Origin of the sequence: Streptomyces inhibens, assembly GCF_022221585.1 — a bacterium.
GTDB classification, from domain to species: Bacteria; Actinomycetota; Actinomycetes; order Streptomycetales; family Streptomycetaceae; genus Streptomyces; species Streptomyces inhibens.
On sequence record NZ_CP084681.1, the window covers coordinates 7,269,105 to 7,294,556 of the forward strand.

General features: G+C 71.6%; 24 protein-coding genes and 1 riboswitch. Of the genes, 17 read left to right on the forward strand and 7 right to left on the reverse strand.

Annotation, left to right across the window (positions count from 1 at the left end):
- Window positions 1-120: 120 nt before the first annotated feature.
- A riboswitch (cyclic di-AMP (ydaO/yuaA leader) is annotated at window positions 121-277 on the forward strand.
- 12 nt (window positions 278-289) lie between these two features.
- Together KI385_RS32835 and KI385_RS32840 are read left to right on the forward strand one after the other, a co-directional pair.
- Entirely contained in the window at window positions 290-1,081 is a 792-nt protein-coding gene (locus KI385_RS32835) for a M23 family metallopeptidase (protein WP_238575685.1), read from the forward strand.
- A 350-nt stretch (window positions 1,082-1,431) separates the two neighbouring features.
- Entirely contained in the window at window positions 1,432-2,121 is a 690-nt protein-coding gene (locus KI385_RS32840) for a GntR family transcriptional regulator (RefSeq protein ID WP_238575686.1), read from the forward strand.
- Between the two features lie 396 nt (window positions 2,122-2,517).
- Here the strand turns inward: KI385_RS32840 and KI385_RS32845 are convergent, their stop codons facing one another.
- Window positions 2,518-2,799, reverse strand: coding sequence for an HPr family phosphocarrier protein (locus KI385_RS32845; RefSeq protein ID WP_238575687.1), 282 nt, complete (start codon window positions 2,797-2,799; stop codon window positions 2,518-2,520).
- Between the two features lie 223 nt (window positions 2,800-3,022).
- On the opposite strand from KI385_RS32845, the gene KI385_RS32850 reads away from it, so the two are divergent.
- The 4 genes from KI385_RS32850 (at window position 3,023) to KI385_RS32865 (ending at window position 8,671) form a co-directional block, all read left to right on the forward strand.
- Complete coding sequence (locus KI385_RS32850; protein ID WP_238575688.1) at window positions 3,023-6,055, forward strand: bifunctional acetate--CoA ligase family protein/GNAT family N-acetyltransferase; 3,033 nt, start codon at window positions 3,023-3,025, stop codon at window positions 6,053-6,055.
- A gap of 62 nt (window positions 6,056-6,117) precedes the next feature.
- Window positions 6,118-6,711, forward strand: a complete 594-nt coding sequence (locus tag KI385_RS32855) for a DUF5998 family protein (RefSeq protein ID WP_128511174.1) — start codon at window positions 6,118-6,120, stop codon at window positions 6,709-6,711.
- Complete coding sequence (locus KI385_RS32860; RefSeq protein ID WP_238575689.1) at window positions 6,711-7,901, forward strand: alkaline phosphatase family protein; 1,191 nt, start codon at window positions 6,711-6,713, stop codon at window positions 7,899-7,901. The genes KI385_RS32855 and KI385_RS32860 overlap by 1 nt, the downstream gene beginning before the upstream one ends.
- Before the next feature lie 104 nt (window positions 7,902-8,005).
- A complete protein-coding gene (locus KI385_RS32865) occupies window positions 8,006-8,671 on the forward strand; it encodes a thymidine kinase (protein ID WP_238575690.1) in 666 nt (221 codons plus the stop codon).
- Between the two features lie 99 nt (window positions 8,672-8,770).
- On the opposite strand, the gene KI385_RS32870 is transcribed toward KI385_RS32865, so the two are convergent.
- A complete protein-coding gene (locus KI385_RS32870) occupies window positions 8,771-9,547 on the reverse strand; it encodes a VOC family protein (protein ID WP_238575691.1) in 777 nt (258 codons plus the stop codon).
- Between the two features lie 259 nt (window positions 9,548-9,806).
- Here KI385_RS32870 and KI385_RS32875 point away from each other — a divergent pair, with 259 nt between their 5' ends.
- Entirely contained in the window at window positions 9,807-10,646 is an 840-nt protein-coding gene (locus tag KI385_RS32875) for a sulfurtransferase (RefSeq protein ID WP_238575692.1), read from the forward strand.
- Between the two features lie 124 nt (window positions 10,647-10,770).
- On the opposite strand, the gene sepH is transcribed toward KI385_RS32875, so the two are convergent.
- A complete protein-coding gene (gene sepH / locus KI385_RS32880) occupies window positions 10,771-11,841 on the reverse strand; it encodes a septation protein SepH (RefSeq protein WP_238575693.1) in 1,071 nt (356 codons plus the stop codon).
- Between the two features lie 495 nt (window positions 11,842-12,336).
- On the opposite strand from sepH, the gene KI385_RS32885 reads away from it, so the two are divergent.
- Entirely contained in the window at window positions 12,337-13,545 is a 1,209-nt protein-coding gene (locus KI385_RS32885; protein ID WP_238575694.1) for a hypothetical protein, read from the forward strand.
- A gap of 78 nt (window positions 13,546-13,623) precedes the next feature.
- Here the strand turns inward: KI385_RS32885 and KI385_RS32890 are convergent, their stop codons facing one another.
- Together KI385_RS32890 and KI385_RS32895 are read right to left on the reverse strand one after the other, a co-directional pair.
- Window positions 13,624-14,967: a D-arabinono-1,4-lactone oxidase gene (locus KI385_RS32890; protein ID WP_238575695.1), complete on the reverse strand. Its 1,344-nt coding sequence runs from the start codon at window positions 14,965-14,967 to the stop codon at window positions 13,624-13,626.
- Between the two features lie 205 nt (window positions 14,968-15,172).
- Complete coding sequence (locus KI385_RS32895; protein ID WP_238575696.1) at window positions 15,173-16,447, reverse strand: MFS transporter; 1,275 nt, start codon at window positions 16,445-16,447, stop codon at window positions 15,173-15,175.
- 205 nt (window positions 16,448-16,652) lie between these two features.
- On the opposite strand from KI385_RS32895, the gene KI385_RS32900 reads away from it, so the two are divergent.
- Together KI385_RS32900 and KI385_RS32905 are read left to right on the forward strand one after the other, a co-directional pair.
- Entirely contained in the window at window positions 16,653-17,807 is a 1,155-nt protein-coding gene (locus KI385_RS32900; RefSeq protein WP_238575697.1) for a ferrochelatase, read from the forward strand.
- A 100-nt stretch (window positions 17,808-17,907) separates the two neighbouring features.
- Window positions 17,908-18,753, forward strand: coding sequence for an inositol monophosphatase family protein (locus KI385_RS32905; RefSeq protein WP_238575698.1), 846 nt, complete (start codon window positions 17,908-17,910; stop codon window positions 18,751-18,753).
- Window positions 18,754-18,834: 81 nt separating this feature from the next.
- On the opposite strand, the gene KI385_RS32910 is transcribed toward KI385_RS32905, so the two are convergent.
- The gene (locus tag KI385_RS32910) at window positions 18,835-19,011 is read right to left on the reverse strand and encodes a hypothetical protein (RefSeq protein WP_238575699.1); all 177 of its coding nucleotides are present in this window, start codon (window positions 19,009-19,011) and stop codon (window positions 18,835-18,837) included.
- Between the two features lie 322 nt (window positions 19,012-19,333).
- Between KI385_RS32910 and KI385_RS32915 the strand changes: the two genes are divergently transcribed.
- The 4 genes from KI385_RS32915 (at window position 19,334) to KI385_RS32930 (ending at window position 22,949) form a co-directional block, all read left to right on the forward strand.
- Window positions 19,334-19,987: a response regulator transcription factor gene (locus tag KI385_RS32915; RefSeq protein WP_006602630.1), complete on the forward strand. Its 654-nt coding sequence runs from the start codon at window positions 19,334-19,336 to the stop codon at window positions 19,985-19,987.
- 6 nt (window positions 19,988-19,993) lie between these two features.
- Complete coding sequence (locus tag KI385_RS32920; protein WP_238575700.1) at window positions 19,994-21,256, forward strand: sensor histidine kinase; 1,263 nt, start codon at window positions 19,994-19,996, stop codon at window positions 21,254-21,256.
- Between the two features lie 526 nt (window positions 21,257-21,782).
- On the forward strand, window positions 21,783-22,085 hold the full coding sequence (locus KI385_RS32925) for a DUF4193 domain-containing protein (protein WP_003982531.1): 303 nt from the start codon (window positions 21,783-21,785) through the stop codon (window positions 22,083-22,085).
- Window positions 22,086-22,097: 12 nt separating this feature from the next.
- Window positions 22,098-22,949, forward strand: coding sequence for a hypothetical protein (locus KI385_RS32930; protein ID WP_425357003.1), 852 nt, complete (start codon window positions 22,098-22,100; stop codon window positions 22,947-22,949).
- Between the two features lie 32 nt (window positions 22,950-22,981).
- Here the strand turns inward: KI385_RS32930 and KI385_RS32935 are convergent, their stop codons facing one another.
- Window positions 22,982-23,425, reverse strand: coding sequence for a DUF3093 domain-containing protein (locus KI385_RS32935; RefSeq protein WP_238575701.1), 444 nt, complete (start codon window positions 23,423-23,425; stop codon window positions 22,982-22,984).
- A 58-nt stretch (window positions 23,426-23,483) separates the two neighbouring features.
- Between KI385_RS32935 and KI385_RS32940 the strand changes: the two genes are divergently transcribed.
- The 3 genes from KI385_RS32940 to KI385_RS32950 are packed head-to-tail and all read left to right on the forward strand — an operon-like array spanning window position 23,484 to window position 25,364.
- Entirely contained in the window at window positions 23,484-24,077 is a 594-nt protein-coding gene (locus KI385_RS32940) for a PaaI family thioesterase (protein WP_238575702.1), read from the forward strand.
- Complete coding sequence (gene dut / locus KI385_RS32945; RefSeq protein WP_128506666.1) at window positions 24,074-24,595, forward strand: dUTP diphosphatase; 522 nt, start codon at window positions 24,074-24,076, stop codon at window positions 24,593-24,595. Before KI385_RS32940 ends, dut begins: the two co-directional genes overlap by 4 nt.
- Window position 24,596: 1 nt before the next feature.
- Window positions 24,597-25,364: a DUF3710 domain-containing protein gene (locus tag KI385_RS32950; protein WP_238575703.1), complete on the forward strand. Its 768-nt coding sequence runs from the start codon at window positions 24,597-24,599 to the stop codon at window positions 25,362-25,364.
- The last annotated feature ends 88 nt before the right edge of the window (window positions 25,365-25,452 follow it).

A 25,452-nucleotide genomic window follows, 5' to 3' on the forward strand; every position in this document is an offset into this window, starting at 1 on the left:
GCTGGTTGCCGGATTCTTGTGGCATCCCGCACAAAAAAGCGGTTCTGTTTGCCGATTGAAAGTTGCCCCGATTAGCGTCGGTCCGGCTGTTCGTCACAAGTCCGCCACAACAGTGGCACCGAACAGTCATCGCCGAGTCCCCGTACGGCGCGAGCCAGGGGAGCCGGGGACCCACATGTCCCCTGGGGTGAATCGGACTCCTCTTCGGAGGAGCCCGTAGGAGACCTTCCTGCTCCGAACCCGTCAGCTAACCCGGTAGGCGAGAAGGAAGGAAAGGACAAGCCAGCACATGGCGTTCACCCGTGCCACCGGGAAGCACCGTCGTGCGAGCCGCACCGCTCGGACGACCCGCAAGATCGCCGGCATAGCCACCCTCGCGGCCGGCGGCGTTGTCGCCTCCGTGGCCTCGCCGGCGCTGGCCGCCACGGACGAGGCGCGCACCCACGACACCGGTCTGCAGCAGGCCGTCGTGCTGGGTGACGAGCTCGCCAACAGCATCGAGGCCCAGGCCGACGCGCAGCAGGCCGCCGCCGAGGTCGCCGCCGCCAAGGCGAAGGCCGAGGCCGTCGCCAAGAAGGAGGCCGAGCGGCGCGCCGAGGAGGCCCGGAAGAAGGCCAAGGCCGCCCACGAGGCCAAGGTCCGCGCCGCCCGCGACGCGGAGCGCAAGCGCCTCAACGCCTTCGTCGTCCCCATCGCCGACTCCTACGTCTCCACCGCGTACAAGGCCTCCAGCGGCCTGTGGTCCTCGGGCAGCCACACCGGCATCGACTTCCACGCGGCCTCCGGCACCTCCGTCCACGCCGTGGGCGCGGGCACTGTCGTCGAGGCCGGCTGGGGCGGCGCGTACGGCAACAACATCGTGATCAAGATGCACGACGGTACGTACACCCAGTACGGCCACCTGTCGTCGCTCGGCGTCTCGGTCGGCCAGACCGTCGCCCCGGGCGAGCAGATCGGCCTCTCCGGCGCCACCGGCAACGTCACCGGCCCGCACCTGCACTTCGAGGCCCGCACCGGCCCCGACTACGGCTCGGACATCGACCCGATCGCGTATCTGCGCTCCCACGGCGTCAACGTCTGAGGCGCCGCCTCGCCGACGCCTGAGGCACCGCCTCGTCACTGTCCGAGGCGCCGCCTCGTCGGTGTCCGAGGCGCCGCCTCGTCGGTGTCCGAGGCGCCGCCTCGTCGGTGTCGGCCTTGTCCGGCACCCCGCCTCGCACCGTCTTCCGAAGCCCCGGTCCCCCAGCCGGGGCTTCGGTATATCCGGCGAGCGGTCCATGCACGCCGGATACATCGATGACGGCCTGCGACTGGCCAAAAAATAACCATGAATAACAGGAGTCCGCCGGAAAAGCCGTCCCGGTCGAATAGAGTCACGGAAAAGTCGCCGACCGGCGGCGTTTCCAGGAGATTACGGCGGAGGCACGGACGATGCGAGGCCATATTTCCGCGCATGCGGTGTGCACGGCGATTCGCGAGGACATTGTGTCCGGTGCGCTGGCGCCGGGGAGCAGGCTGATCGAGGAGATCCTGGCGGCCCGCTACGGCGTCTCGAGAGTGCCGGTCCGTGAAGCGCTGCGCACCCTGCAGTCCGAGGGGTTCGTCACCACCCGCCACCACGCGGGCGCCTGTGTCGCCGAGCCCACCGAGCAGGAGGCCGCCGATCTCCTGGACGTCCGCGGCCTGTTGGAGCCGCTGGGCGCCGCCCGCGCGGCCGCCCGTCGCAGCCCGGCCCATCTCAAGGTGCTGCGCGGCCTGGTCCGGCTCGGCCGCGAGCGGGCGCGCCACGGCAACCCCGCGGACCTGCGCCAACTGGACGGCTGGTTCCACGAAACGCTCGCCCAGGCGGCCGGCAGCCCCAGCCTGACGGCGCTGTTGACCCAACTGCGGCGCAAGATCGAGTGGATGTACGTCGTCGAACTGCCGGCCCGGGTGGGTGAGTCGTGGGACGAACACGGCGCGGTGCTGGACGCGGTGGCCCGGGGCGATGCGGAACGGGCCCGCGCCCTGATGGCGGCTCATATCGAGCGCTCCCTACCGGTGTACCGGCTGCGGCGCAGCGCCACGACAGAGGTGAGGGATCCGAAACGGTCCGTCAACACGGCACGCGTCCGCCCTTAACAATCACCCCGTATACAAAGAGGCGCGGAATGGGCTTCGGCGGGGCGGGGGCCGATGGGGGTGGCATCCCCTATTCGGCGCTCCGCTTTATGCCGTCCAGGGTGCTTAATGAGTGCGCGCGTTTTTCTGGCACCTCTTGGATATCGGGCACCCGGAAATTCGGTGTGCGTCCCTGAAGTAATGTCCGAAGGGTGTAGGCAATACCCGTACGCCGAATCCGGCGACCATTCATCCGGCGACCGGGCATCCCGCATCCGCGCATCCGGCGACCATCCATGCATCGACCGGGCAAACCGCCACCCGATTTTTTCAGACGCAACGAAACGGCCCCGTCGCGGCAACCGTGTCCCGGTCACCGCGGCGGGGCCGCCGCGTACAGCAGAGGTCCTGGCGGACTCAGACGGTCTCCGGGAGCTCCTCGAGGCCCTCGGCGACGAGCTTCGCCAGGCGGTCGAGCGCGATCTCGGCGCCCTCGGCGTCGGAGGCCAGCACGATCTCCTCGCCACCCTGGGCACCCAGGCCCAGCACCGCGAGCATGGAGGCCGCGTTGACGGGGTTGCCATCAGCCTTGGCGATCGTCATCGGCACGCCGGAGGCGGTGGCCGCACGGACGAAGATCGACGCGGGGCGGGCGTGCAGGCCCTCGGCCCAACCGACATTGACGCGGCGCTCAGCCATGGTGTTGCCCTTCAAAGTCGTGACTGTTGTCTAGACCAGTCTCTCACGGTGTCGGGAGTGCTCCGGCGGCCCATTTGTCCAGGCCTTCCGGCCTTTGGTCCCGAGGGAGGCCAGGCGGGCCAGGTCGGTACCGTAATGGTTCCCACGGCGTTCCCGGCCTGCCCCGCATCCCGAGCGTACGCGCGCGGGGTCGGTTGTCAGTGCCCGGTCGTACGCTGTCCGCATGCAGAAGCCGCCGGACCACGCATACCCGACCCACTGGGAAGCTGACGTGGTGCTGCGCGACGGCGGTACGGCGCGGATCCGCCCCATCACCCCGGACGACGCCCACCGGCTGGTCTCCTTCTACGAGCAGGTCTCGGACGAGTCGAAGTACTACCGCTTCTTCGCGCCGTATCCGCGCCTGTCCGACCGTGATGTGCACCGCTTCACCCATCACGACTACGTCGACCGGGTCGGGCTCGCCGCCACCGTAGGCGGCGAGTTCATTGCCACCGTCCGCTACGACCGGATCAACGACCAGGGGCTGCCCGCCAAGGACCCCGAGGACGACCAGGCCGAGGTCGCCTTCCTGGTCCAGGACGCCCATCAGGGGCGCGGCGTCGCCTCCGCCCTCCTGGAGCACATCGCGGCCGTCGCCCGCGAGCGCGGTATCCGCCGGTTCGCCGCCGAGGTGCTGCCCGCGAACTCCAAGATGATCAAGGTGTTCACGGACGCCGGGTACACCCAGAAGCGCACCTTCGAAGACGGCGTGGTCCGGCTCGAGTTCGACCTGGAGCCGACCGAGCAGTCCATGGCCGTGATGCGCGGCCGCGAGCAGCGCGCCGAGGCCCGCTCCGTGCAGCGGCTGCTCGCGCCCGGCTCGGTCGCCGTCATCGGCGCCGGCCGCGCCCCCGGCGGCGTCGGCCGCACCGCGCTGCGCAACCTCCTCGACTCCGGCTTCACGGGCCGTGTGCACGCCGTCAACCACGCCTTCCCCGAGGGCACGCAGCGGCTCGACCCCGAGGGTGTGCCGGCCGTCCGTGCCCTGCGGGAGATCCCCGAGCCGGTCGACCTGGCGGTCATCGCCGTCCCCGCGGACAGCGTCCCCGACGTGGTCCGCGACTGCGGCGAACACGGGGTCCAGGGCCTGCTGATCCTGTCCTCCGGTTACGCCGAGGCCGGCCCGGAGGGGCGTGAGCAGCAGCGCGCCGTGCTCCGCCAGGCCCGCTCGTACGGCATGCGGCTCATCGGGCCCAACGCCTTCGGCCTGATCAACACCGCCCCCGACGTCCGGCTGAACGCCTCGCTCGCCCCGCAGATGCCCGGCGCCGGCCACATCGGCCTGTTCACCCAGTCCGGTGCCATCGGCATCGCCCTGCTCAGCGGACTGCATGCGCGCGGCCCCGGTGACGGCGGCATCGCCGGTATCTCCGCCTTCGTCTCGGCCGGCAACCGCGCCGATGTCTCCGGCAACGACCTGCTCCAGTACTGGTACGACGACCCTGACACCGATGTCGTGATCCTCTACCTGGAGTCCATCGGCAACCCGCGCAAGTTCGCCCGGCTCGCCCGCCGTACCGCCGCCGTCAAACCGGTCGTGGTCGCCAAGGGAGCCCGGCACAACGGCACCGCCCCGCCCGGCCACGCCGTGCCCACGGTCCGGGTCCCGGACAGCACCGTCGCCGCCCTGATGCGCCAGGCCGGCGTGATCCGCGTCGACACGGTCACCGAGCTGATCGACGCCGGTCTGCTGCTGGCCTCCCAGCCGCTGCCGGCCGGCTCGCGCATCGCCATCCTCGGCAACTCCGAGTCGCTGGCCCTGCTGGCGTACGACGCCTGCCTGACCGAAGGGCTGCGCCCGCAGCGCCCCCATGTGCTGCCCTCCGCGGCGGCGCCCGACGACTTCCGTGCCGCGCTCGCCGAAACGCTGTCCGGCGACGCCTGCGATGCCGTGGTCGTCACGGCCATTCCCTGGGTGGGGGAGGGGGACACCGCCTCCCCCGGTGCCGGCGAGGGCGCCGCGCTCGCCGCCGCTCTGCGTACCGCGGCCGAGGCCCACCCGGAGAAGCCGGTCACGGTCGTCCACCTGGCGATGGACGACCTGGCCGAGACACTCGCGGCACCGGCACCGGCACCGGCACCGGCACCGGCACCGGCACCGGCACCGGCACCGGCACCGGCACCGGCACCCTCGTCCGGCCCCCGGGCAGCCGCCCGCCCCGACGCCTCGGCCCGCCCCGAGGGCCCGGCCCAGACACCCCCGCCGCATTCCCCGAACCCGGTCACTCACCCCCGCCCCGTAGTGCCCCCGGGCCCGCCGCCCCCCTCTGCCGCCGCCCAGGCGCCGCCGGCCCGCGAGGTCGAGACCCCGGCCCCGCGCCGGCTCGCCCCCCTCCGTATCCCCGCCTACCCCGCCGCCGAGCGCGCCGTGCGCGCGCTCGCCGAGGCCGTCCGCTACGCCGCCTGGCGCAGGGAGGCCGCCGAACCGGGCCGGGTGCCCGAGTACGACGACATCCAGGAGGCGGCCGCCGGCGCCGACATCGAACGCCTCCTGGACCGGCTCACCCCGGATGCCCCCACCGGCCGCTCCGTCCCCGTGCCGCCCTTGGACGCCGAGGCCCTGCTCGCCCGCTACGGCATCCACACCCGACCCGTCCTCCCGGCCCCCGACCCGGACACCGCCGTCCGCGCCGCCGCCCGGCTCGGCTATCCGGTGGCCCTCAAGACCACCGCCCCCCATCTACGCCACCGCGCCGACCTTGGCGGCGTCCGCCTGGACATCGCCGGCGAGGCCGAACTCCGCCGCACGTACAGCGAATTGACCGACTTCCTCGGCTCTCCCGAAGAGCTGCGCCCGGTCGTGCAGTCGATGGTGCCGCGCGGCGTCGACACGGTCATCCGCGCCGCCATCGACCCGGCCGCCGGCGCCGTCCTCTCCTTCGGCCTGGCCGGAGCCCCCTCCGAGCTGCTCGGCGACATCGCCCATCGCCTCATCCCCGCCACCGACCGTGAGGTCGCCGAGCAGATCCGCTCGATCCGGGCTGCGCCCCTGCTGTTCGGCTGGCGCGGCTCCCAGCCCGTGGACACCGCCGCCCTGGAGGAGCTGCTGCTGAGGGTCTCCCGGCTCGTCGACGATCATCCCGAGGTCGTCGGTGTGGACCTCGAACCGGTCGTCGTCGCCCCGCACGGCCTCTCCGTCCTGGGAGCCACCGTCCGGCTGGCCCGGGCCCCCGCCACGACCGACCTGGGCCCCCGCCGGCTGCCCACGTACTGAGGAGCCCGTCGCCGTTACCGCTGGGGGCCGTAGAGGCCGGCAGGCCCCGTAGGATGGACCTCATGGCTAAGACCGGTACGACGACCCAGGGGCTGCGCGCGGCGATCGAGCGCAGTGGCTACTACCCGACGCTCGTGGCCGAGGCGGTGCAGGCCGCGGTCGGCGGGGAGCCGGTGGTGTCGTACCTCGTCCATCAGGAGACGACCTTCGACGCCAACGAGGTCCGCCGCCATGTCACCGTCCTGGTCCTGACCGGCACCCGCTTCATCGTCAGCCACACCGACGAGCAGGCAGCCGACGCCACCTCCCCGTCGCCGTACGCCACCACCTCCACCGAGTCCGTCAAGCTGGGCCGGATCTCCTCCGTGGTGCTCAGCCGCGTGGTCGCCAACCCCGAGTCGTACACCCCGGGCCAGCTGCCCCGCGAAGTCGTGCTGACCATCGGCTGGGGCGCCGTCGCCCGCCTGGACCTGGAGCCCGCCGCCTGCGGCGACCCCAACTGCGAGGCGGACCACGGCTACACGGGCTCCTCCACCGCCGACGATCTCTCGCTGCGGGTCAGCGAGGCCGGCGACGGACCGGACTCGGTGCGCGAGACGCTCACCTTCGCCCAGGCGCTCTCCGAGGCCACCGCGGCCACCACCACTGCCCGCTGATGGTCCACATCGCCCCCGCCTGGCCGGAACCCGAACCGCTCGACCCCCTCGGCGCCCCGGTGCCGCAGTACGGCACCGCCTCACTCGCCGATCTGCTGCCCACCATCGTCGCCGGGCTGGGGGTGGCCGACCTCGCCACGACGATGGAGCTGGCCCCCGCAGACCGGGCCTGCGTCTTCCTGATCGACGGCCTCGGCTGGGAGCTGCTGCGCGCCCACCCGGAGGAGGCGCCGTTTCTCGGCTCGCTCCTGGGGACGTCGTTCAACGGCACCGGCCGCCCGCTCACCGCGGGCTTCCCCTCCACCACGGCCACCTCGCTCGCCTCGGTCGGCACCGGCCTGCCGCCGGGCGCCCACGGACTGCCCGGATACACCTGCGAGGACCCGGCCACCGGCGCCCTGATGAACCAGCTGCGCTGGTATCCGTGGACCGACCCGTATGTCTGGCAGCCGTATCCGACGGTCTTCCAGCTCGCGGACGCCGCCGGCATCCACACCTGCCAGGTCTCCGCGCCGAACTTCCAGCACACCCCGCTCACCAAGGTCGCGCTCAGCGGCGGCACCTTCCACGGTCGGCTCTCCGGCGAGGACCGGATGGACCTCGCCGCCCAGCAGCTCGCCGTCGGCGACCGTTCGCTGGTCTACACGTACTACTCCGAGGTCGACGGCAAGGGGCACCGCTACGGCGTCGACTCCGATGCCTGGCGCGGCCAGTTGATGTACGTCGACCGGCTGGCGCAGCGGCTGGCCGAGCAGCTCCCGCCGCGCAGCGCGCTCTACATCACCGCCGACCACGGCATGATCGACATCCCCTTCGACCCGGAGTCCCGGATCGACTTCGACGAGGACTGGGAACTGCGCGCCGGCGTACGCCTGTTGGGCGGCGAGGGCCGGGCCCGGCATGTGTACGCGCACAAGGGTGCGGCCGCCGATGTGCTCGCCGTATGGCGCGAGGTGGTCGGTGAGCAGATGTGGGTGGCGAGCCGTGAAGAGGCCATCGCCGCGGGATGGTTCGGACCGCATGTCGACGACCGGGTGCGCGCCCGGATCGGTGATGTGGTGGCGGCCGCGCACGCCGACATGGTGATCATCGCGACCGAACAGGAGCCCCGGGAGTCGGAGATGGTCGGGATGCACGGCTCGATGACGCCGATGGAGCAGCTGGTGCCGCTCCTGGAAGTCCGTACCTGACCCCTACGGCTCCCGCCGCCCGCCCACCGACCACCGGCCCCCAGCCCCGCCGATGGCCTCCCGCCCCGCCCCTCCCCACGAGCCCGAAAGGCCCGCAACTTCCCATGCCCGAGCTGGTGTTCTTCTCCGGAACGATGGACTGCGGAAAGTCGACACTCGCTCTGCAGATCGAGCACAACCGCTCATCCCGTGGACTGCAAGGCCTCATATACAGCCGCAACGACAGGGCCGGCCGCGGCAAACTCTCCTCCCGCATCGGCCTGGTCACCGAGGCCGTCGAGGCGGCGGACGGCATGGACTTCTACGCCCACGTCGTCGGCCAGCTCTCCTCCGGCGGCCGGGTCGACTACGTGATCGCCGACGAGGCGCAGTTCCTCGCCCCCGAACAGGTGGACCAGCTCGCCCGCGTGGTCGACGACCTCGAACTGGACGTCTTCGCCTTCGGCATCACCACCGACTTCCGCAGCAAGCTGTTCCCCGGCTCCCAGCGCCTGGTCGAACTCGCCGACCGGATAGAGGTGCTGCAGGTCGAGGCGCTGTGCTGGTGTGGCGCCCGCGCCACGCACAACGCCCGCACGGTGGACGGCCGGATGGTCGTCGAGGGCGCACAGGTCGTCGTCGGCGATGTCGTCGCTGACGTGGACAGCCCGCCGGCCGAGGTCGGTTACGAGGTGCTGTGCCGGCGCCACCACCGCCGCCGCCAGACCTCGGCGACCGCCCGCGCGGCCGCGCTCTCGCCGGACGTACTGCCGGTCGACAGCACGAAGTAGCCGGCGAGGCCGTCGGCATCGGCGGAGAGGCTCGTGGCAAGAGGCCGCACACCGACGGCGCGGCCGCCGAAGCGGGGTACAAGCTGTCGTGACCGGCGGTCAGCGCTGCTGGAGGATCGTGAAGACCGCGCCCTCGCTGTCGGCGACCGTCGCCAGCCGGCCGTGTGCGGAGTCCCGGGGCGGTTGCAGCACATGGCCGCCCAGTTCGGTGACCCGGCGGGACGCCGCGTCGGTGTCGGAGACGGCGAAGTACGTCATCCAGTGGGATCCGCGGTCGCGCGGCAGCGCGTTGCCCACCCCGTGGATGCCGGCCACCGCCTGCCCCTTGAGTTGCAGCGTCAGATAGTCGAAGTCGGCCGAGGCCGACGGCTCCGCCTCGAAGCCGAAGACATGCTCGTAGAACGGCCCGACGGATTCGGTGTCCTGAGTGACCAGTTCGTTCCACACCGGGGTGCCCGGTTCCCCGGTGATCGCGGTGCCCATCATCGACCTGCCCTGCCAGATGCCGAAGATCGCGCCCTGCGGGTCGGAGCCGATCGCCATCCGCCCGGCGTCGTCGTCCGCGTCCAACGGGCCGACGCCCACCGTCCCGCCGCAGCAACGGATCTGTTCGGCGGTCACATCCGCGTCATCGCTGGCCAGATACGTGGTCCAGGAGACCGGGAGATGGCGGTCGGGCGCCAGTTCGCCGACCCCGGCGACTTCTCTGCCGTCGAGGAAGGCCCGGGCGTACGGACCGAAATGCTGCGGCCCCGGGCGGAACTCCCAACCGAACAGCGCGCCGTAGAACTCCTGCGTCGTGGACAGACTGTTTGCCAGGAGGCTCACCCAGCAGGGCGCGCCGGGCATCCGCCGAGTCGCTGCCTCGGTCGTCATTGTCACTCTCTCCTCGGAGCGTCGGTGTGCTGACCATGTGCGGTACGTGCGGTACGGGCGCGGGTCCCGAGCAGATGCTCGCACCCTGTGACCTGCTGTGCGCCCCGGCCGCGCCGTCCACGGCACGTTCGCGAGGGAGAATGCCCGTTTTGACGTTTCCCATCCGTTTCGGCGACGTTACGCCACGGCGTAACTGCGTCATACGGAGGGTGGGCACCCGCCTTCTGTACGTAGTCGTCGCTACGCAAGGATGAGTCCCATGAATGCCATCATCACCGCTACCGAACTCGCGAGCGAGTTGGCACAGCCCACCGCTCCGGTGCTCCTGGACGTCCGTTACCAACTCGGCGGCCCGCCCGGCCGCCCCGAGTACGAGGCCGGCCATGTGCCCGGCGCGGTCTATGTCGATCTCGACGGCGAACTGGCCTCACCCCCCGGCCCGGCCGGCCGGCACCCGCTCCCGGACCTCGAGGTCTTCGCCGCGGCGATGCGGGCCGCCGGTGTCCGCGCGGACCGTTCCGTGGTCGTCTACGACGGCGGCCAGGGGTGGGCCGCCGCCCGCGCCTGGTGGCTGCTGCGCTGGGCGGGTCACCCGGATGTGCGTGTCCTGGACGGCGGCCTCGCTGCCTGGCAGGCATCCGGTGGAGCCATGAGCATCGACAAGTCGACTCCGTCGGCAGGTGACTTCACGCCCGCGCCCGGGGCGCTGCCGCTGCTGACGGCTGACGACGCGGCCGCGCTGGCCCGCCGCGGTGTCCTCCTGGACGCGCGGGCCGCCGAGCGCTACCGCGGCGAGGTCGAGCCCATCGACCGGGTCGCCGGCCACATCCCGGGCGCCGTGTCCGCGCCGACGACCGAGAACATCGCCGAGGGCGACACGGTCTTCCGCGACGCGTCCGAACTGGCCGAGCGGTTCGCGTCGCTGGGCGCCACGCCGGACGCGGAGGTCGGCGTCTACTGCGGCTCCGGCGTCTCGGCGGCCCAACAGGTGCTGGCCCTCGCGGTCGCGGGCATCCCCGCGGCCCTGTACGTCGGCTCCTGGAGCGAATGGTCCGCCGACCCGTCCCGTCCGGTCGCCACCGGCCCGCAGCCCGGCTGAGCCCCAGCCGGGGCCCGTAAGGGGCCGGTAACGGGCCCCGTACGACGCCGTCCGCCCGCCCCCTGGAAGCAGGGGGCGGGCGGACGGGTCTTTGCCGTGGGGAGCTGCCGGGCAGGCCGCCCCGCTACTCCGGTTTCTTTCGCCGGGTGCCGAAGACGATCTCGTCCCAGCTGGGCACTGCGGCCCGGCGTCCGGGCCGTACGCCGTCGGCCTCGGCCTGCCGGTCCGTCGTCCCCGTCAGCCGGTCGCGGTGGCCGGCCACGGCCCGCGGCATCAGTACATCGGCGTACGCGGAACCCGCGCCCGCACTCGCCGCCGGGGCGGGCGGCTCCTCGACCTCGGCCGCGGGCTCCTCGTCGGTCTGCGGCGCCTTGGCGCTGTCCGGTACGACCATGTCGCCACGGAAGCTCGGTACCGCCTCCAGCAGGCTGGTCAGCGAATCCCGCTCGCGCTCCCGCTCACCGACGGCCTCCTCGGCGACCCGCGGCTCGCCGTCGTCCCCGCCGGACTGCTGCGCACGCTCGCCGCGTTCGGGCGTCTGCCGGTCCAGGGCGCGGTCCAGCGGCCGGTCGCGCGGCAGCCGCGCGATCCGGGGTACGAACGGGAAGCTCGGCTCGGGCGTGTCGTCGCTCTCGCCGATCAGCGCCCGTGCCTCGTCGTCCACGGCCTGGACGAGTCGCCGGGGCGGGTCGTAGGTCCAGCTCGCCGAGTGCGGTTCGGTCGCGACGCGGTAGACCAGCAGCACCTCCCAGGTGCCGTCGTCCCGGCGCCAGGAGTCCCACTGGACGCTTTCCTTGTCGGCGCCGCGCAGCAGCAGCCGCTCCGCGACCGCCTCGCCGAGCTGAGGACCGGTGTTCTCGCCGGGCCGGCGCACCGGGGTCTTACGGGCCCGCTCGGCCATGAAGGCACGCTCGGCGAGCACCGGGCCCTCGAAGCGGCGCACCCGGTCGACGGGGATGCCGGCGAGCTGGGCGACCTCTTCGGCGGAGGCTCCGGCTCTTATCCGCGCCTGGATGTCCCGCGGGCGCAGATGGCTCTCGACCTCGATCTCGATCTGGCCCAGCCGCGCACGGTCGTTGCGGACGGCGGCGCGCAGCCGTTCGTCGATCGGAAGCGTGTACTCGGTGCTGTCCGCAGCTTTGAGCACCAGCCGTGTGCCGTCGTTGGAGACGGCCACGACACGCAGTTCGGGCATGGGGACCTCCCGGGTGGTGCCTGCCGACGTCACGTGCGTCGCTGCTTCCGCTAGTCGAGTGTGGCCTGCCCGGGTGCAGCCTGCCACAACATTGCCGAGTTGCCCGGCGTGTCGGGGCTTGGCCCTGAAACGCCGTTATGACACGGTTACCTGTTCGCAACGCTCAGTGACCATGCCGCTTGTCCTGTGCCGATCACCCGTGCCGAGCGGCGGCGCCCCGGGTGAGTGCCGCCTCAAGGGCCCCTCCCGCGGGTTCCGGGCAGCCGGACGGGAACCGGGGCCAGGGCTCGCCACAGTACTCCATTCGGGCCACCGAGGTGGACCGCCGCGCCGCTGAACTTATGGGCGGACAACGGAGTTGAGTCGCCTTGTCGACCTCTCTACCAGGCACACGGGTGGCGAGTTTCACAGATTCCCCAAATTCGGAACTAATCACTCCGCCAATTGGTCACTTCTCTATGCAAGATGGATCGAAGGGGCTATCAAAGGTTGGAGATGGACGAAGAAACCGAAAGCGCCACGAAGAAGAAGGAGAAGCGGATAGACCTGAGCGTTGCTCAGGTAGCAGGCAGCGCCCTTGCTGCGGCCGTCGCCGCGTTCCTCGCGGGACGCCTCGGCGTCTACGGAACCATCATCGGCGCGGGTGTGGTCAGTGTCGTGGCCACGACCGGCGGCTCGATATTCCAGCACCTGTTCCGCCGCACCGGCGAACAGATCAAGGAGGCGACGGTCACCACCCGGCCGAAGCCACGCCGCTCCTCCTCCACCCGTCATCGATCCACCACACCGCACGCACCGCAGGCCGGCCCCACCATGGTGTTGCCGACCTTCGACAAGCAGGGCACGGAGGACAAGGTCACCTCCGTCGCCGCGAAGACCTCCGGGCCCGGCACGGCCCGTACCCAGCTGATTCCGCGGGCCGAACAGGCCCGCCGCCGCGACCCGGCGAGTGCCCACCCCGTTCCGCCGGCCGACGAGGCGACGCGGATGCTGCACCCCGCCGACGCCGACGCGACCCGCGCACTGCGCACGGCGGACGGCGCCGGACCGGGCCGGCCCACGGACAGGACGCAGCTGGTGCCGCGTCTCGACGAGCGGACCATGGCGCTGGTGGACCAGGCGCCCGCCCGCCCGGCCGCCGCCGGTGCGTGGCCCATGGCCGGACAGCCCGAGGAGCTCAGCACCACGACGTACGGCACGCGGCTGCGCGGCTGGAAGCGGCCGGCGCTCGGTGCGCTCGCGGTCTTCGTGCTCGCCATGGGGGCGGTCACCGGTACCGAGCTGATCGCCGGGGAGACGCCGAGCGGCGAACAGGGCACCACGCTGAGCAACCTCACCCGTACCGGGGGATCGAGCCGGCACCAGCCCAGTACCCCGCAGTCGCCCGACCCCGGTCACTCCACGGGTGACGGCAGGCGGCACGGCAGCAGCGACGAGCCGACCCCGGACCCCGGCCGGTCCGGTGAGAGCGGTAACGGCAAGGGCGATGAGCAGGGCACCCCCTCGCCGACCCCGAGTCCGTCCGACGGCGGCAAGAACTCGCCGGACCCCTCCACGTCCCCGTCCCCGAACCCCTCCCCGAGCGGCTCCACCGACAGCGGCGGTGGCACCGACACCGGCGACGGCTCGACCGGCGGCGAGAACCAGGGAAGCCAGCAGCAGGAGTCCGGCGCCCAGCAGTCTCCCGGCGCCGACGCTTCCTGACCCGGGGCGGACCCGCCACGTGCGACGGCCGCGACCCGGTGTCCCCTCAGGGCACCGGGTCGCGGCCGTCGTCGTCGGTCAGTCGCCCAGCACCCGCCGCAGATACGCGTTGGCGAACCGGCGCTCCGGGTCCAGCCGGTCGCGTACCGCGGTGAACTCGCCGAACCGCGGATAGGCGTCGGCCAGATGGCCGGCGTCGCGGGTGTGCAGCTTCCCCCAGTGCGGGCGCCCATCGTGCGCCGTCATGATCCGCTCGGCGGCTGCGAAGTACGCCTCGAAGGGTGTCCCGCGGTACATGTGTACGGCGATGTAGGCGGTGTCCCGGCCCGAGGCGGTGGACAGCGCGAGGTCGTCGGCCGGCGCGGTGCGCACCTCCACGGGGAAGCTGACCTTGAAGTCAGAGCGCTCCACCAGCGCCTTCAGCTCACCCAGCGCAGCGACCGCGGCCGCGCGCGGCAGCGCGTACTCCATCTCCACGAACCGCACCCGGCGCGGTGAGGTGAACACCTTGTAGGGGATGTCGGTGTACGTACGGGCCGACAGCGCGCGGCTGGAGATCTTGGCGATGCCCGGTATGGCGGCCGGTACCGCCCGCCCTACGGTGCAGGCGAGCTGGAAGACACCGTTGGACAGCAGCTCGTCCTCCACCCAGCCGCTGACCTTGCCGGGCGGCGCGGCGGGGCCCTGGCTGCGGTTGTTGCGCTTGGTGTTGCAGCTGCCGGTGTGCGGGAACCAGTAGAACTCGAAGTGCTCGTTCTCGGCGACCAGCTCGTCGAACCGGCCCGTCACCTCGTCGAAGGGCATCGGCTCCTCGCGGGCGGTCAGCAAGAACTCCGGCTCCACGGCGAAGGTGAGCTCGCTGATCACACCCAGCGCGCCCAGGCCCAGCCGCGCCACGGCGAAGACGTCCGGGTTCTCCTCGGCGGAGCAGGTCAGGACGGAACCGTCGGCGGTGATCAGTTCGAGAGCGGTGATCTGAGCGGCGATCGATGCCGAGTCGCGGCCGGTGCCGTGGGTGCCGGTGCTGGTCGCCCCCGAGACGGTCTGCTCCATGATGTCGCCCATGTTGGTCAGCGACAGCCCGTGCGTGGCCAGCGTCTCGTTGAGGTGCTTGAGCGGCGTACCGGCGGCCACCGTCACCGTCCCGGCCTCGCGGTCGATCTTGCGTACCCCGGTCAGCCGGTCGGGGCGGATCAGCAGTCCGTCGGTGGCGGCCGCCGGGGTGAAGGAGTGGCCGGTGCCGGCGGCCTTGATCGTCAGCCCGTCCGTGGCGGCGGCGCGGACCGCGGCCGCCAGCTCCTCGGTGCTCGCCGGGGCCACGCTGCGGGCGGGGCGGGCGGTGACATTGCCCGCCCAGTTGCGCCAGGGCCCGGCTGACGAGCCGCGCCCTCCCGAGCCGCCGACGGCGTTGCTGACTGCCATGGTGACGTCCCCTCCCTCGCGGGCCGGCCGCGTTCGGCCGCCGTTGGTGTGAGCGCATGATGTCAGTCACCGACGCGACATCCAGAGGGGGTGACGGGAATCACATGATCAAGGAATCGGCCGGAATCGCCCGGCTCCCGGACATGTCGTACCGCCGGTAACTCGCCGGCGGGCGGCGCGAGTCGGCGCACCGGGCCGGGCGGCGCTACGCGACGCGCTCCTCGCCCTGCCGCTCGGTGACCGGACCGCCCTGGGCGGGCAGACCCCCGGCCGCGGCCGGACCCGCCACCGGAGAGGCGGGCCGCGGACGGAGCCATCGGTAGCCCGCGAACGCCACCAGTGCGGCGAGCACACCCGCCACACCCGGTACCAGATAGCCCCGGGCGGCCCCGGCGGCGTCCACCACCCAGCCCGCGGCCGACGAACCCAGCGCGACGCCCACCGCCAGACCGGTGCTGGTCCAGGTCATGCCCTCGGTCAGCTTCGCCCGCGGCACATGCTCCTCGATCAGCGCCATCGTGGTCACCATCGTCGGCGCGATGGACAGCCCCGCGAGGAACAGCGCGGCCGCCAGCAGCGGCAGCGTGCCCACCAGTTGGAGCGGCACCATGCTCACGGCCATCGCACACACGCCCACCACCCAGCGGCGGGAGGCATGCCCCTTGAGGTGCAGCAGTCCGAAGACGGCACCGGCGGCACACGAGCCCAGCGCATAGACGGCCAGCACCAGACTGGCCGCGGCCTTGTGCCCGACCTCCTCGGCGAACGCCACGGTCACCACGTCGATCGCCCCGAAAATCGCGCCGGTCGCCACAAACGTCACCACCAGCACCTGCAGCCCCCGCGAGCGCAGAGCCGAGCCCTTGGCGTGCTGCTCACGCGGATGCGGCACCGGCTCCGTACGACGCTGCGCCGTCAGCCAGAAGACACCGGCCGCCAGGAAGCCGGCGGCCAGCAGCGGCCCGGCCTCCGGGAACCACGCCGTGGACAGGCCGATCGACAGGATCGGCCCGACGATGAAGCACATCTCATCGACGATCGACTCCCACGAATACGCCGCGTGCAGCATGCGCGGGGAGCCCCGGTAGAGCTCTGCCCAGCGCGCCCGGATCATCGAGCCGACGCTCGGCACACAGCCCACACAGGCCGCGAAGACGAACAGCATCCAGTCCGCCCAGCGCTGCTGCGCGCTCAGCAGCAGACCGGCGACCGCGGCGATCGAGACCAGGGTCGCCGGGCGCAGCACCCGGCGCTGGCCGTGCCGGTCCACCAGCCGGGAGATCTGCGGGCCGATGACCGCGGCGGACAGTGCGAGGGTCGCGGACAGCGCGCCCGCCAGGCCGTAGCGGCCGGTCAGTTGGGAAATCATCGTGACGATCCCGATGCCCATCATCGACAGGGGCATCCGGCCCAGCAGTCCGGCGGCGGAGAACGACTTGGTGCCGGGGCGGCCGAAAATGGCGCGATAGGGACTGGGCAACGGGGGCGCTCCGCCGGATCGAGGACCGAAGATCGGTAAGGAATGTCTATGGCCGATACAGCTTACGGGCGGTGCGACATCCGGCGCCTCCGAGTTTCGGTCGCCGCACCGGGTCCGCCGGCCCGCCTCCGCACCCGGCCCGCCGGCCGCCTCCGCACCGGGACCTGCCCGCCGCATCCGGGGGAGGGGTGGCAGGATCGATGGCATGCCCGAACAGTGCGACCCCCGCCCTTATGACGCCCTGCTGCTGCTGTCCTTCGGCGGCCCCGAAGGCCCCGACGATGTCGTCCCGTTCCTGGAGAACGTCACCCGTGGCCGCGGCATCCCCCGTGAGCGCCTCAAGGAGGTGGGTCAGCACTACTTCCTGTTCGGCGGCGTCAGCCCCATCAACGCCCAGAACCGGGAACTGCTGGACGCGCTGCGCAAGGACTTCGCCGAACACGGCCTGGACCTGCCGGTCTACTGGGGCAACCGCAACTGGGCGCCCTACCTGACCGACACCCTGCGCACGATGGTCCAGGACGGCCACCGCTGCATCGCCGTCCTGGCGACCAGCGCCTACGCCTCGTACTCGGGCTGCCGGCAGTACCGCGAGAACCTCGCCGACGCGCTCGCCGCCCTGCAGGCCGAGGGCCTCCCGGTGCCGCAGGTCGACAAGTTGCGGCACTACTTCAACCACCCCGGCTTCGTCCGTCCGATGATCGACGGCGTGCTGGCATCCCTCGCCGAACTGCCCCAGGAGGCACGGGACGGCGCCCATATCGCCTTCACCACGCACTCCATCCCTACGGCCGCCGCCGACACCTCCGGTACGCCCGCGGACCACACCCAGGACGGTGAGGGCGGCGCCTATGTCGCTCAGCACCTGGACGTGGCGCGGGTGATCGCGGACACGGTGCGTGCGGAGACAGGTGTGGACCACCCCTGGCGGCTCGTCTACCAGTCCCGCAGCGGTGCCCCGCACATCCCCTGGCTGGAGCCGGACATCTGCGACCACCTGGAGGAGCGGCACGCCGCCGGTGTCCCCGCCGTCGTCATGGCCCCCATCGGGTTCGTCTCGGACCACATGGAGGTCAAGTACGACCTCGACACCGAAGCCACCGCCAAGGCCGCCGAGCTGGGCCTGCCGGTTGTCAGGTCGGCCACCGTGGGCGCCGACCCGCGGTTCGCCGCGGCCGTCCGTGACCTCCTCCTGGAGCGCGCGGCGACCGAACGGGGCCTCGCCCCGGAACGCTGCGCACTGGGCGCGCTCGCCGCCGGCCACGACCTGTGCCCGGTCGGCTGCTGCCCCGCGCGGGCACCGCGCCCGGCCGCCGCCGGCGCCGACTGGCGGGGCCCGGTCGCGGAAGCCTCCGCGTAAGCCCGTACGCCGCCCGCACGCCCGTACGTACGCCCGCGTGAAGCCCGCACGCCCGCGCCGGCCGTACGCCCGACCACCGCTCGTCCGAGCAAGGAGCATCGTGTCCGACCCGCTGCACCCCGACGCCGCGCCGACCGACCCCACGCAGACCGAAGCGCTCTACGACGAACTCCTCGAGCTGGCCCTGGAGGCCGCCCGCCGTGCCGGGGCGCTGCTGCGCGACGGCCGGCCCGCCGACCTCGGTGTGGCCGCGACCAAGAGCAGCCCCATCGACGTCGTCACCGAGATGGACATCGCCTCGGAGAAGCTGATCACCGGCTTCCTGGGGGAGCGCCGCCCGGACGACGGCTTCCTGGGGGAGGAGGGCGCCAGCACCGACGGCACCAGCGGCATCCGCTGGGTCATCGACCCCATCGACGGCACCGTCAACTACCTCTACGGCCTGCCGTCCTGGGCCGTGTCCATCGCGGCCGAGAAGGACGGCGAGGCGGTCGTCGGGGTCGTCGCCGCCCCGATGCGCGGCGAGACCTACCAGGCTGTCCTGGGCCGTGGCGCGTTCAACAACGGCGAGCGCCTTCACCACCGGCCCGCGCCGCCGCTCTCCCAGGCGCTGCTGGGGACCGGCTTCGCCTATCTGGCCGAGCGCCGGGCCGCCCAGGCCGAGGTGCTGCGCACCCTCCTGCCGCAGGTCCGCGACATCCGACGGGGCGGCTCGGCCGCGATCGACCTGTGCGATGTGGCCTGCGGCCGGCTCGACGCCTACTACGAGCGCGGCCTGAACCCCTGGGACCTGGCGGCGGGCGCGTTGATCGCCCGCGAGGCCGGCGCGCTCACTGGCGGCCGGCCCGGACAGGCGGCCTCCCACGAGCTGACCCTCGCCGCTTCCCCGGCCCTCTTCGAGCGGCTCCAGCCGCTCCTGGACGAGCTCGGTGCCTGGCACGACTGATCCGCCCCGTATCCGGGCGCGACAGCGCCCCGGCACCATCCCCTGGATGCCGGGGCGCTGTCGTCGTACGTCGGCGAACGGTCAGGCGGTGCTGACCGCCCTGTAACGCACGCCGTGCTCGGTCGCCAGGCGCTGCAGGTCTTCGAGCTCGGCCTGCTCGACCTCGGCGAGGAAGTCATCGCCCGCAGCGCGGGCCCGGTCCAGATCGGCTTCAGTGTTCTCTATGCGCTGCAAAATGCCTGCGGTGAACGCGTCCATGTGCGCCCCCTCGTCGTGGGTCGGTGGCACGGGGGTGTGCCGACGGGTGGGTCGATCACGGCGTAGCCCCTGCGATGGTTCAGTTCATGGCAAGTTGCCAACTAAACAGGGCGTGATCGCGGGTGTGCAGTCGTCCTCCCCACACGCACCCTCAGGGAAACCTCAACCCGCCCAGGAATCCCGCCCATAGGGCGCCACGGCCCTGCCCTCCACCCCCGCGGCACCCCTCTTACCGCCGGTTTATGGCTCTTCGGGGCAGGATGGAAGGGCTCTGAGACATTGTTGTGCCTGCCCGAAAGGGCTCTGAGGAAGGACTAGCGACGTGCGTGTTCTCGTCGTCGAGGACGAGCAGCTGCTCGCCGATGCTGTGGCCACCGGACTACGCCGGGAGGCCATGGCCGTCGACGTGGTCTACGACGGCGCTGCCGCCCTGGAACGGATCGCGGTCAACGACTACGACGTGGTCGTGCTGGACCGTGACCTTCCGGTCGTCCACGGTGACGATGTCTGCCGCAAGATCGTCGAGCTGGGGATGCCCACCCGCGTGCTGATGCTCACCGCCTCCGGCGACGTCAGTGACCGCGTCGAGGGCCTGGAGATCGGCGCGGACGACTACCTCCCCAAGCCGTTCGCCTTCACCGAGCTGACCGCCCGGGTGCGCGCCCTGGGGCGCCGTACGACCGTCGCCCTGCCGCCCGTCCTGGAGCGGGCCGGCATCAAGCTCGACCCCAATCGCCGCGAGGTCTTCCGCGACGGCAAGGAGGTCCAGCTCGCACCGAAGGAGTTCGCGGTGCTGGAGGTTCTGATGCGCAGCGAGGGCACGGTCGTCTCGGCCGAGCAGCTCCTGGAGAAGGCCTGGGACGAGAACACCGACCCGTTCACCAACGTCGTACGGGTCACGGTCATGACGCTGCGCCGCAAGCTCGGCGAGCCCGCGGTGATCGTGACCGTCCCCGGCTCGGGATACCGGATCTGACCGGCGATGCCTTCCCTGCCCTCGTTCTCCAAGGCGGCCACTCCGCCGCCGCCCATGCCGCCCAAGCCCACCTGGGATCCCCGGCCGGTCAATGTCCGGCCGTTCCCATGGCTGCGCCCCACGATCCGGATACGGCTGACGCTGCTGTACGGCGGCATGTTCCTGATGGCCGGCATCGTGCTGCTGACGATCATCTACATGCTGGCCGCGGACGCGCTGCACGACGGCAGTGCGCTGCCGCTGAAGATCCTCGGAGGCAAGTTCCAGTCGACCAGTGACATCTGCGACCTGCCCACCGAGACCTCAGGGCAGCTGCTCCAGGAAGCCGTCAACCAGTGCCTCCAGCACCAGCGTGCGGTGGCCCTCAACAGCCTCCTGAACCGCTCCCTGCTGGCCCTGCTCGGCCTGACGATCGTGGCCTTCGCCTTCGGTTACGCGATGGCCGGCCGGGTGCTCTCCCCGCTGGGCCGCATCACGCGCACCGCGCAGCGGGTGGCGGGCTCCGATCTGCATCGCCGGATCGAGCTGGGCGGGCCCGACGACGAGCTGAAGGAGCTCGCCGACACCTTCGACGAGATGCTGGACCGTCTGGACCGGGCCTTCGAGTCGCAGCGTCGCTTTGTCGCCAATGCCTCGCACGAGTTGCGTACCCCACTGGCGATCAACCGGACGCTGCTGGAGGTCCAGCTCGCCGACCCGGACGCGTCACCCGAGCTCGCGCAGCTGGGCAAGACGCTGCTGGCCACGAACGAGCGCAGTGAGCAGCTCGTGGAGGGTCTGCTGCTGCTCGCCCGTAGCGAGAACAAGGTGGTGGACAAGAAACCGGTCGATCTGTCCGAGGTCGCCTCGCAGGCCGTCGATCAGGCTCGCGAGGAGGCGCAGACCAAGGGTCTGGAGCTGCGCGGGGTCCGCCAGCAGGTCTTCGTCCAGGGCAACGGTGTCCTCCTGGAGCGGATCGCGCTCAATCTCGTCCAGAACGCGGTGCGCTACAACATTCCCGAGGACGGATGGGTCGAGGTCACCACCGAGCCGCAGCCCGGCTGCGCGGTCCTGGTGGTCACCAACACCGGACCGGTGGTCCCCGCCTACGAGGTGGAGAACCTCTTCGAGCCGTTCCGACGACTGCGCACCGAACGCACCGGCAGCGACAAGGGTGTCGGCCTGGGCCTGTCCATCGTGCGCTCCGTGGTGCGCGCACACGACGGCACGATCACGGCCGAGCCCCGTGAGGGCGGCGGACTCGTGGTGCGGGTGGTCCTGCCGCTCTGAGGCAGGCCGCAGGGCGGTTGTACGGCCGCTGGGGCCGCTGTGCGCCCCGCCGGGCGGTCGTCGGACATCTGTGCGTACGATCGCCCGTCTCACGGCCGTACACCGTCTCGCCTGCCGGTTTGACGAGAAGGGGGGTGGGCGTGGATCCTTCGCCGAGTTCGCTTTGCGCGGAATTGAACCGGTCCGCACGCCGGTCTTCGCATGTGTGATCGCTCACAGACGCGAATTTCCAGCCATCTACGCTCCGTGATCAAAATACCCGGTGGAATGCCGGGGAAGTCCGGGTTTCCGGAGGGTCAGATCACGGGAAGTACAGGTGATGGGCTGCGCGAGGTGCGACATTCGGACCGTGTACGGTCCTGATCGCCATCCAAACCGATCACCTCTTCAGGGGTGCGGTTGGGTGTCGATTGAGTAACAGACCTTGATGTGAGGCAAAATCTCCGCCTCAGGTCGGGCACAAGTCCGGCCTCTCATGCGTTACGAGCGCTGAGACACCGCAGACACCCAGAGGGGGAGAGCGAATATGGCTACGGATTACGACACCCCACGCAAGACCGATGATGACCTCAACGAGGACAGCATCGAAGAGCTGAAGTCGAGGCGGAACGACAAGTCCGCGTCGGCCGTCGACGTCGACGAGTTCGAGCAGGCCGAAGGCCTGGAGCTGCCCGGCGCCGACCTGTCCAACGAAGAGCTCGCCGTGCGCGTGCTGCCCAAGCAGCAGGACGAATTCACGTGCATGAGCTGCTTCCTGGTCCACCACCGCAGCCAGCTGGCCGCGGAGGACAAGAACGGGCAGCCGATCTGCCGCGACTGCGCGGCCTGACCGGTCTACGCCGTGGCAGGCGTGAACCCGTTCCGTAAGGGCCCCAAGGGCGCCAAAGGCCCGGCGGCCGGCGCACGATCACGCGAGGAAACCGCGCCCGTGCCCGCCGACCCGACCGCCCTTCCTGCGGAACGGATGCCCGGTGCACCGCAGGGGCGAGGCCGCAGGGCCTCGCTCGCGGCCACGGTCGGCCGCGGTGCCGGGAAGGGCGGCAGGGTGCGGGCAGCGATCGCCGACCACATCATCGACACCGCCCCGCGGATCCCGGTCCGCGACCTCGCCGCGCTGCGCGCCCAGTTCCCCGGTCTGACCCCCGAGGACCTGGCCGACAAGCTCATCGCGGGCGCCTGTGCGGGCACCGCGACCGTCGGAGCGGGCGTGGGCGCGGCAGCGATGCTGCCCGTACCGCCCGCCATGCCGGCCGAGCTGGCCGCCGAGGTCACCGGCGTGGCCTCGGTCGAGATCAAACTCATCGCCGAGCTGCACGAGGTCTACGGGCTGCGGCCCGCGGGGAACTTCCGGCAGCGCGCGATGGCCTATCTGGCGTCCTGGACGGAGGAGCGGGGCATCGACATCGCCAATCCGGCCTCGCTGAACTTCGCCCTCGGCGGGCAGATGAAGCGCGAACTGCGCCAGCAGATCATGAAGCGCACGCTGCGCAACCTTCCCAACCTCACGCCGTTCCTGGTCGGCGCTGCCGTCGGCGCGTTCATGAACCGCCGCGACACCAGAAAACTCGCGGAAAAAATCCGCAAGGACCTCCGCGCCGGACAGGTCCCCTGGGACGCGCTCCCCGACTCCGCGCCGGCCGCCCTGAAAGACGGCAGGCGGGCCAGGAAGGCCCCGTCCCCGCCGGGCGACTAAGTGGGCTCCCCAGGCCCCCCACGCGCCGCTGGTCAGCCGCGTACGGCCGCCAGCGCCGCCACCAGCCGCTCCGGCTCCCGCGTCGAGAGATACGCGTACGGCGTCGGGTCCTCGGGGTCCGTGATCTCCACCCGCACCGCGGTGCGGATGTAGCTGCGCAGCAGCATGAACGCACGGGCGTCGGCCTTGTGCGTACGCCAGGCCAGCGCCTCCGCCGCGTCCAGCGCCCGGGCCTCGCCCAGCGCCGTCGCCGGGATCTTCGCGTCGCCGGCGATCAGCGCACCGCCCACCACCCGGATCCGCGCCGAGCCGTACGTGCTCACCGCCACCGCGGACAGCGCGGCGCCACCGATCAGCCCGCCGAGCATCGGGAGCGTCCCCACCGGGAGCAGCATCAGGGCGCAGGAGACGCCGACCAGTGCGGCGATCACCCACCAGGAGCGGGGCGCGGTGAGACGTTCTTCGTACGACTGCATGGCTCCAGCTTGGCACGGCGGCGCAGGCCCCTTACGTGCGCGGGTAGGGTCTGCACTCGTGAGTGGAACTGACGAACCCAGGGCGCGGCTGACGCCACCGACGGACGCCGTCGCTCCGGTCCGGCATGCCGACGCGCCGGCGCCCGGAGATCTCCTCGGCGCGCACTACGACCGCTGCTTCGGCTGCGGCACGGGACAGCCGCACGGGCTGCACCTGGAGGCGCGGGCCGGCGAGGGCGTGAGCGTACAGGCGGAGTTCACCGTCAAGGAGGCCCACCAGGGTGCGCCGGGTCTGGCGCACGGCGGAGTGCTGGCCACCGCGCTGGACGAGACGCTCGGCTCGTTGAACTGGCTGCTGCGGGTGATCGCGGTGACCGGCCGGCTGGAGACCGACTTCGTACGGCCGGTGCCGCTGGGCACGGTGCTTCATCTGGACGCGCGGGTCACCGCGGTGCACGGGCGCAAGATCTACTCGACGGCCGTCGGGCGGATAGGCGGGCCGGACGGCGAGGTCGCGGTGCGCGCCGAGGCCGTCTTCATCGAGGTGAAGGTCGACCACTTCATCGACAACGGTAGGACCGAGGAGATCCAGGCGGCGATGGCCGACCCGGACCAGGTCAAGCGAGCGCGTGCCTTCGAGGTGAACCCGTGAGTCAGGTACGGAATCCGGTGGATGTGCTGCTGCGGCGGCTGGACCCGGACGTGCCCGTTCCGTCGTACGGGCATCCCGGCGACGCGGGCGTGGATCTGGTGACCACCGAGGCCGCCGAGCTGGCGCCGGGGGAGCGCGCCGTGCTGCCCACGGGGGTGTCGATCGCGCTGCCCGACGGGTACGCCGCTTTTGTGCACCCGCGGTCGGGGCTGGCCGCGCGCTGCGGGCTGGCGCTGGTGAATGCTCCCGGGACGGTGGATGCCGGGTACCGTGGAGAGATCAAGGTGATCGTGGTCAATCTGGACCCGCGCGAGAGTGTGCGGTTCGAACGATTCGACCGGATCGCCCAATTGGTCGTCCAGCAGGTCGAGAAGGTGCGCTTCCACGAGGTGGCGGAACTTCCCGGCTCGGCGCGGGCCGAGGGGGGATTCGGTTCCACCGGCGGTCATGCGGCGGTGGGCGGCTCCACGGGCGGGAATGAATACGCATCGGTCGGTGCCGACCGGGAAGGACAGTGACGTGTTCGGACGTCGCAAGAAGAACGAGGCTCCTGAAGAGTCGGCCAAGGACACCCTGCTCGACGACGAGCAAGCGGTGAGCGACGCCGACGAGGACGAGGCGACGCAGCAGCGGCTCAATCTTCCGCCCGCGCCGCGCCCCGACGGCCCCTGGGACGCGTCGGAGGTCTCCCAGCCCGCCGAGGGTCGGGTGGACCTCGGCGGGCTGTTCGTGCCCGGGGTCGAGGGCATGGAGCTGCGGGTGGAGGTCGCCGGGGACGCGATCGTCGCCGCGACGGTGGTGCTGCAGGACAGCGCCGTACAGCTGCAGGCTTTCGCCGCCCCCAGGAACGAGGGCATCTGGGGCGAGGTCCGCGAGGAGATCGCCTCGGGCATCACCCAGCAGGGCGGTGTCATCGACGAGGTCGAGGGCCCGCTGGGCTGGGAACTGCGCGCCCAGGTACCCGTACAGCTGCCGGACGGCACCAACGGTGTGCAGGTCGTGCGCTTCGTCGGTGTCGACGGCCCCAGGTGGTTCCTGCGCGGTGTGATCTCCGGCCAGGGCGCGGTGCAGCCGCAGGCCGCCGGCGTGCTGGAACACATCTTCCGGGACACGGTCGTCGTCCGTGGCGATGGCCCGATGGCGCCGCGTGACCCGATCGTCCTGAAGCTGCCGGACGACGCCCAGATGGTGCCGGACGGTGTGCAGCAGGAGTCGGTCGAGCAGTCGCGCTTCGGCGGTGGCGTGGAGCACCTGGAGCGCGGACCGGAGATCACCGAGATCCGCTGAGTACATCGCGCTGCGAAGCGGCGCGAAGTCGTCCGCATCGCGGCCTGATAACGACGGTCGCAAGGGCCCGTGCCCCCTTGAGGGGGCC

Excerpts from the sequence above, each read along its gene's own strand:
- KI385_RS32835 (WP_238575685.1), top strand. The coding sequence starts at position 290 with ATGGCGTTCACCCGTGCCACCGGGAAGCACCGTCGTGCGAGCCGCACC.
- KI385_RS32840 (WP_238575686.1), top strand. The coding sequence starts at position 1,432 with ATGCGAGGCCATATTTCCGCGCATGCGGTGTGCACGGCGATTCGCGAG.
- KI385_RS32845 (WP_238575687.1), bottom strand. The coding sequence starts at position 2,799 with ATGGCTGAGCGCCGCGTCAATGTCGGTTGGGCCGAGGGCCTGCACGCC.
- KI385_RS32850 (WP_238575688.1), top strand. The coding sequence starts at position 3,023 with ATGCAGAAGCCGCCGGACCACGCATACCCGACCCACTGGGAAGCTGAC.
- KI385_RS32855 (WP_128511174.1), top strand. The coding sequence starts at position 6,118 with ATGGCTAAGACCGGTACGACGACCCAGGGGCTGCGCGCGGCGATCGAG.
- KI385_RS32860 (WP_238575689.1), top strand. The coding sequence starts at position 6,711 with ATGGTCCACATCGCCCCCGCCTGGCCGGAACCCGAACCGCTCGACCCC.
- KI385_RS32865 (WP_238575690.1), top strand. The coding sequence starts at position 8,006 with ATGCCCGAGCTGGTGTTCTTCTCCGGAACGATGGACTGCGGAAAGTCG.
- KI385_RS32870 (WP_238575691.1), bottom strand. The coding sequence starts at position 9,547 with ATGACGACCGAGGCAGCGACTCGGCGGATGCCCGGCGCGCCCTGCTGG.
- KI385_RS32875 (WP_238575692.1), top strand. The coding sequence starts at position 9,807 with ATGAATGCCATCATCACCGCTACCGAACTCGCGAGCGAGTTGGCACAG.
- sepH (WP_238575693.1), bottom strand. The coding sequence starts at position 11,841 with ATGCCCGAACTGCGTGTCGTGGCCGTCTCCAACGACGGCACACGGCTG.
- KI385_RS32885 (WP_238575694.1), top strand. The coding sequence starts at position 12,337 with ATGGACGAAGAAACCGAAAGCGCCACGAAGAAGAAGGAGAAGCGGATA.
- KI385_RS32890 (WP_238575695.1), bottom strand. The coding sequence starts at position 14,967 with ATGGCAGTCAGCAACGCCGTCGGCGGCTCGGGAGGGCGCGGCTCGTCA.
- KI385_RS32900 (WP_238575697.1), top strand. The coding sequence starts at position 16,653 with ATGCCCGAACAGTGCGACCCCCGCCCTTATGACGCCCTGCTGCTGCTG.
- KI385_RS32910 (WP_238575699.1), bottom strand. The coding sequence starts at position 19,011 with ATGGACGCGTTCACCGCAGGCATTTTGCAGCGCATAGAGAACACTGAA.
- KI385_RS32920 (WP_238575700.1), top strand. The coding sequence starts at position 19,994 with ATGCCTTCCCTGCCCTCGTTCTCCAAGGCGGCCACTCCGCCGCCGCCC.
- KI385_RS32925 (WP_003982531.1), top strand. The coding sequence starts at position 21,783 with ATGGCTACGGATTACGACACCCCACGCAAGACCGATGATGACCTCAAC.
- KI385_RS32935 (WP_238575701.1), bottom strand. The coding sequence starts at position 23,425 with ATGCAGTCGTACGAAGAACGTCTCACCGCGCCCCGCTCCTGGTGGGTG.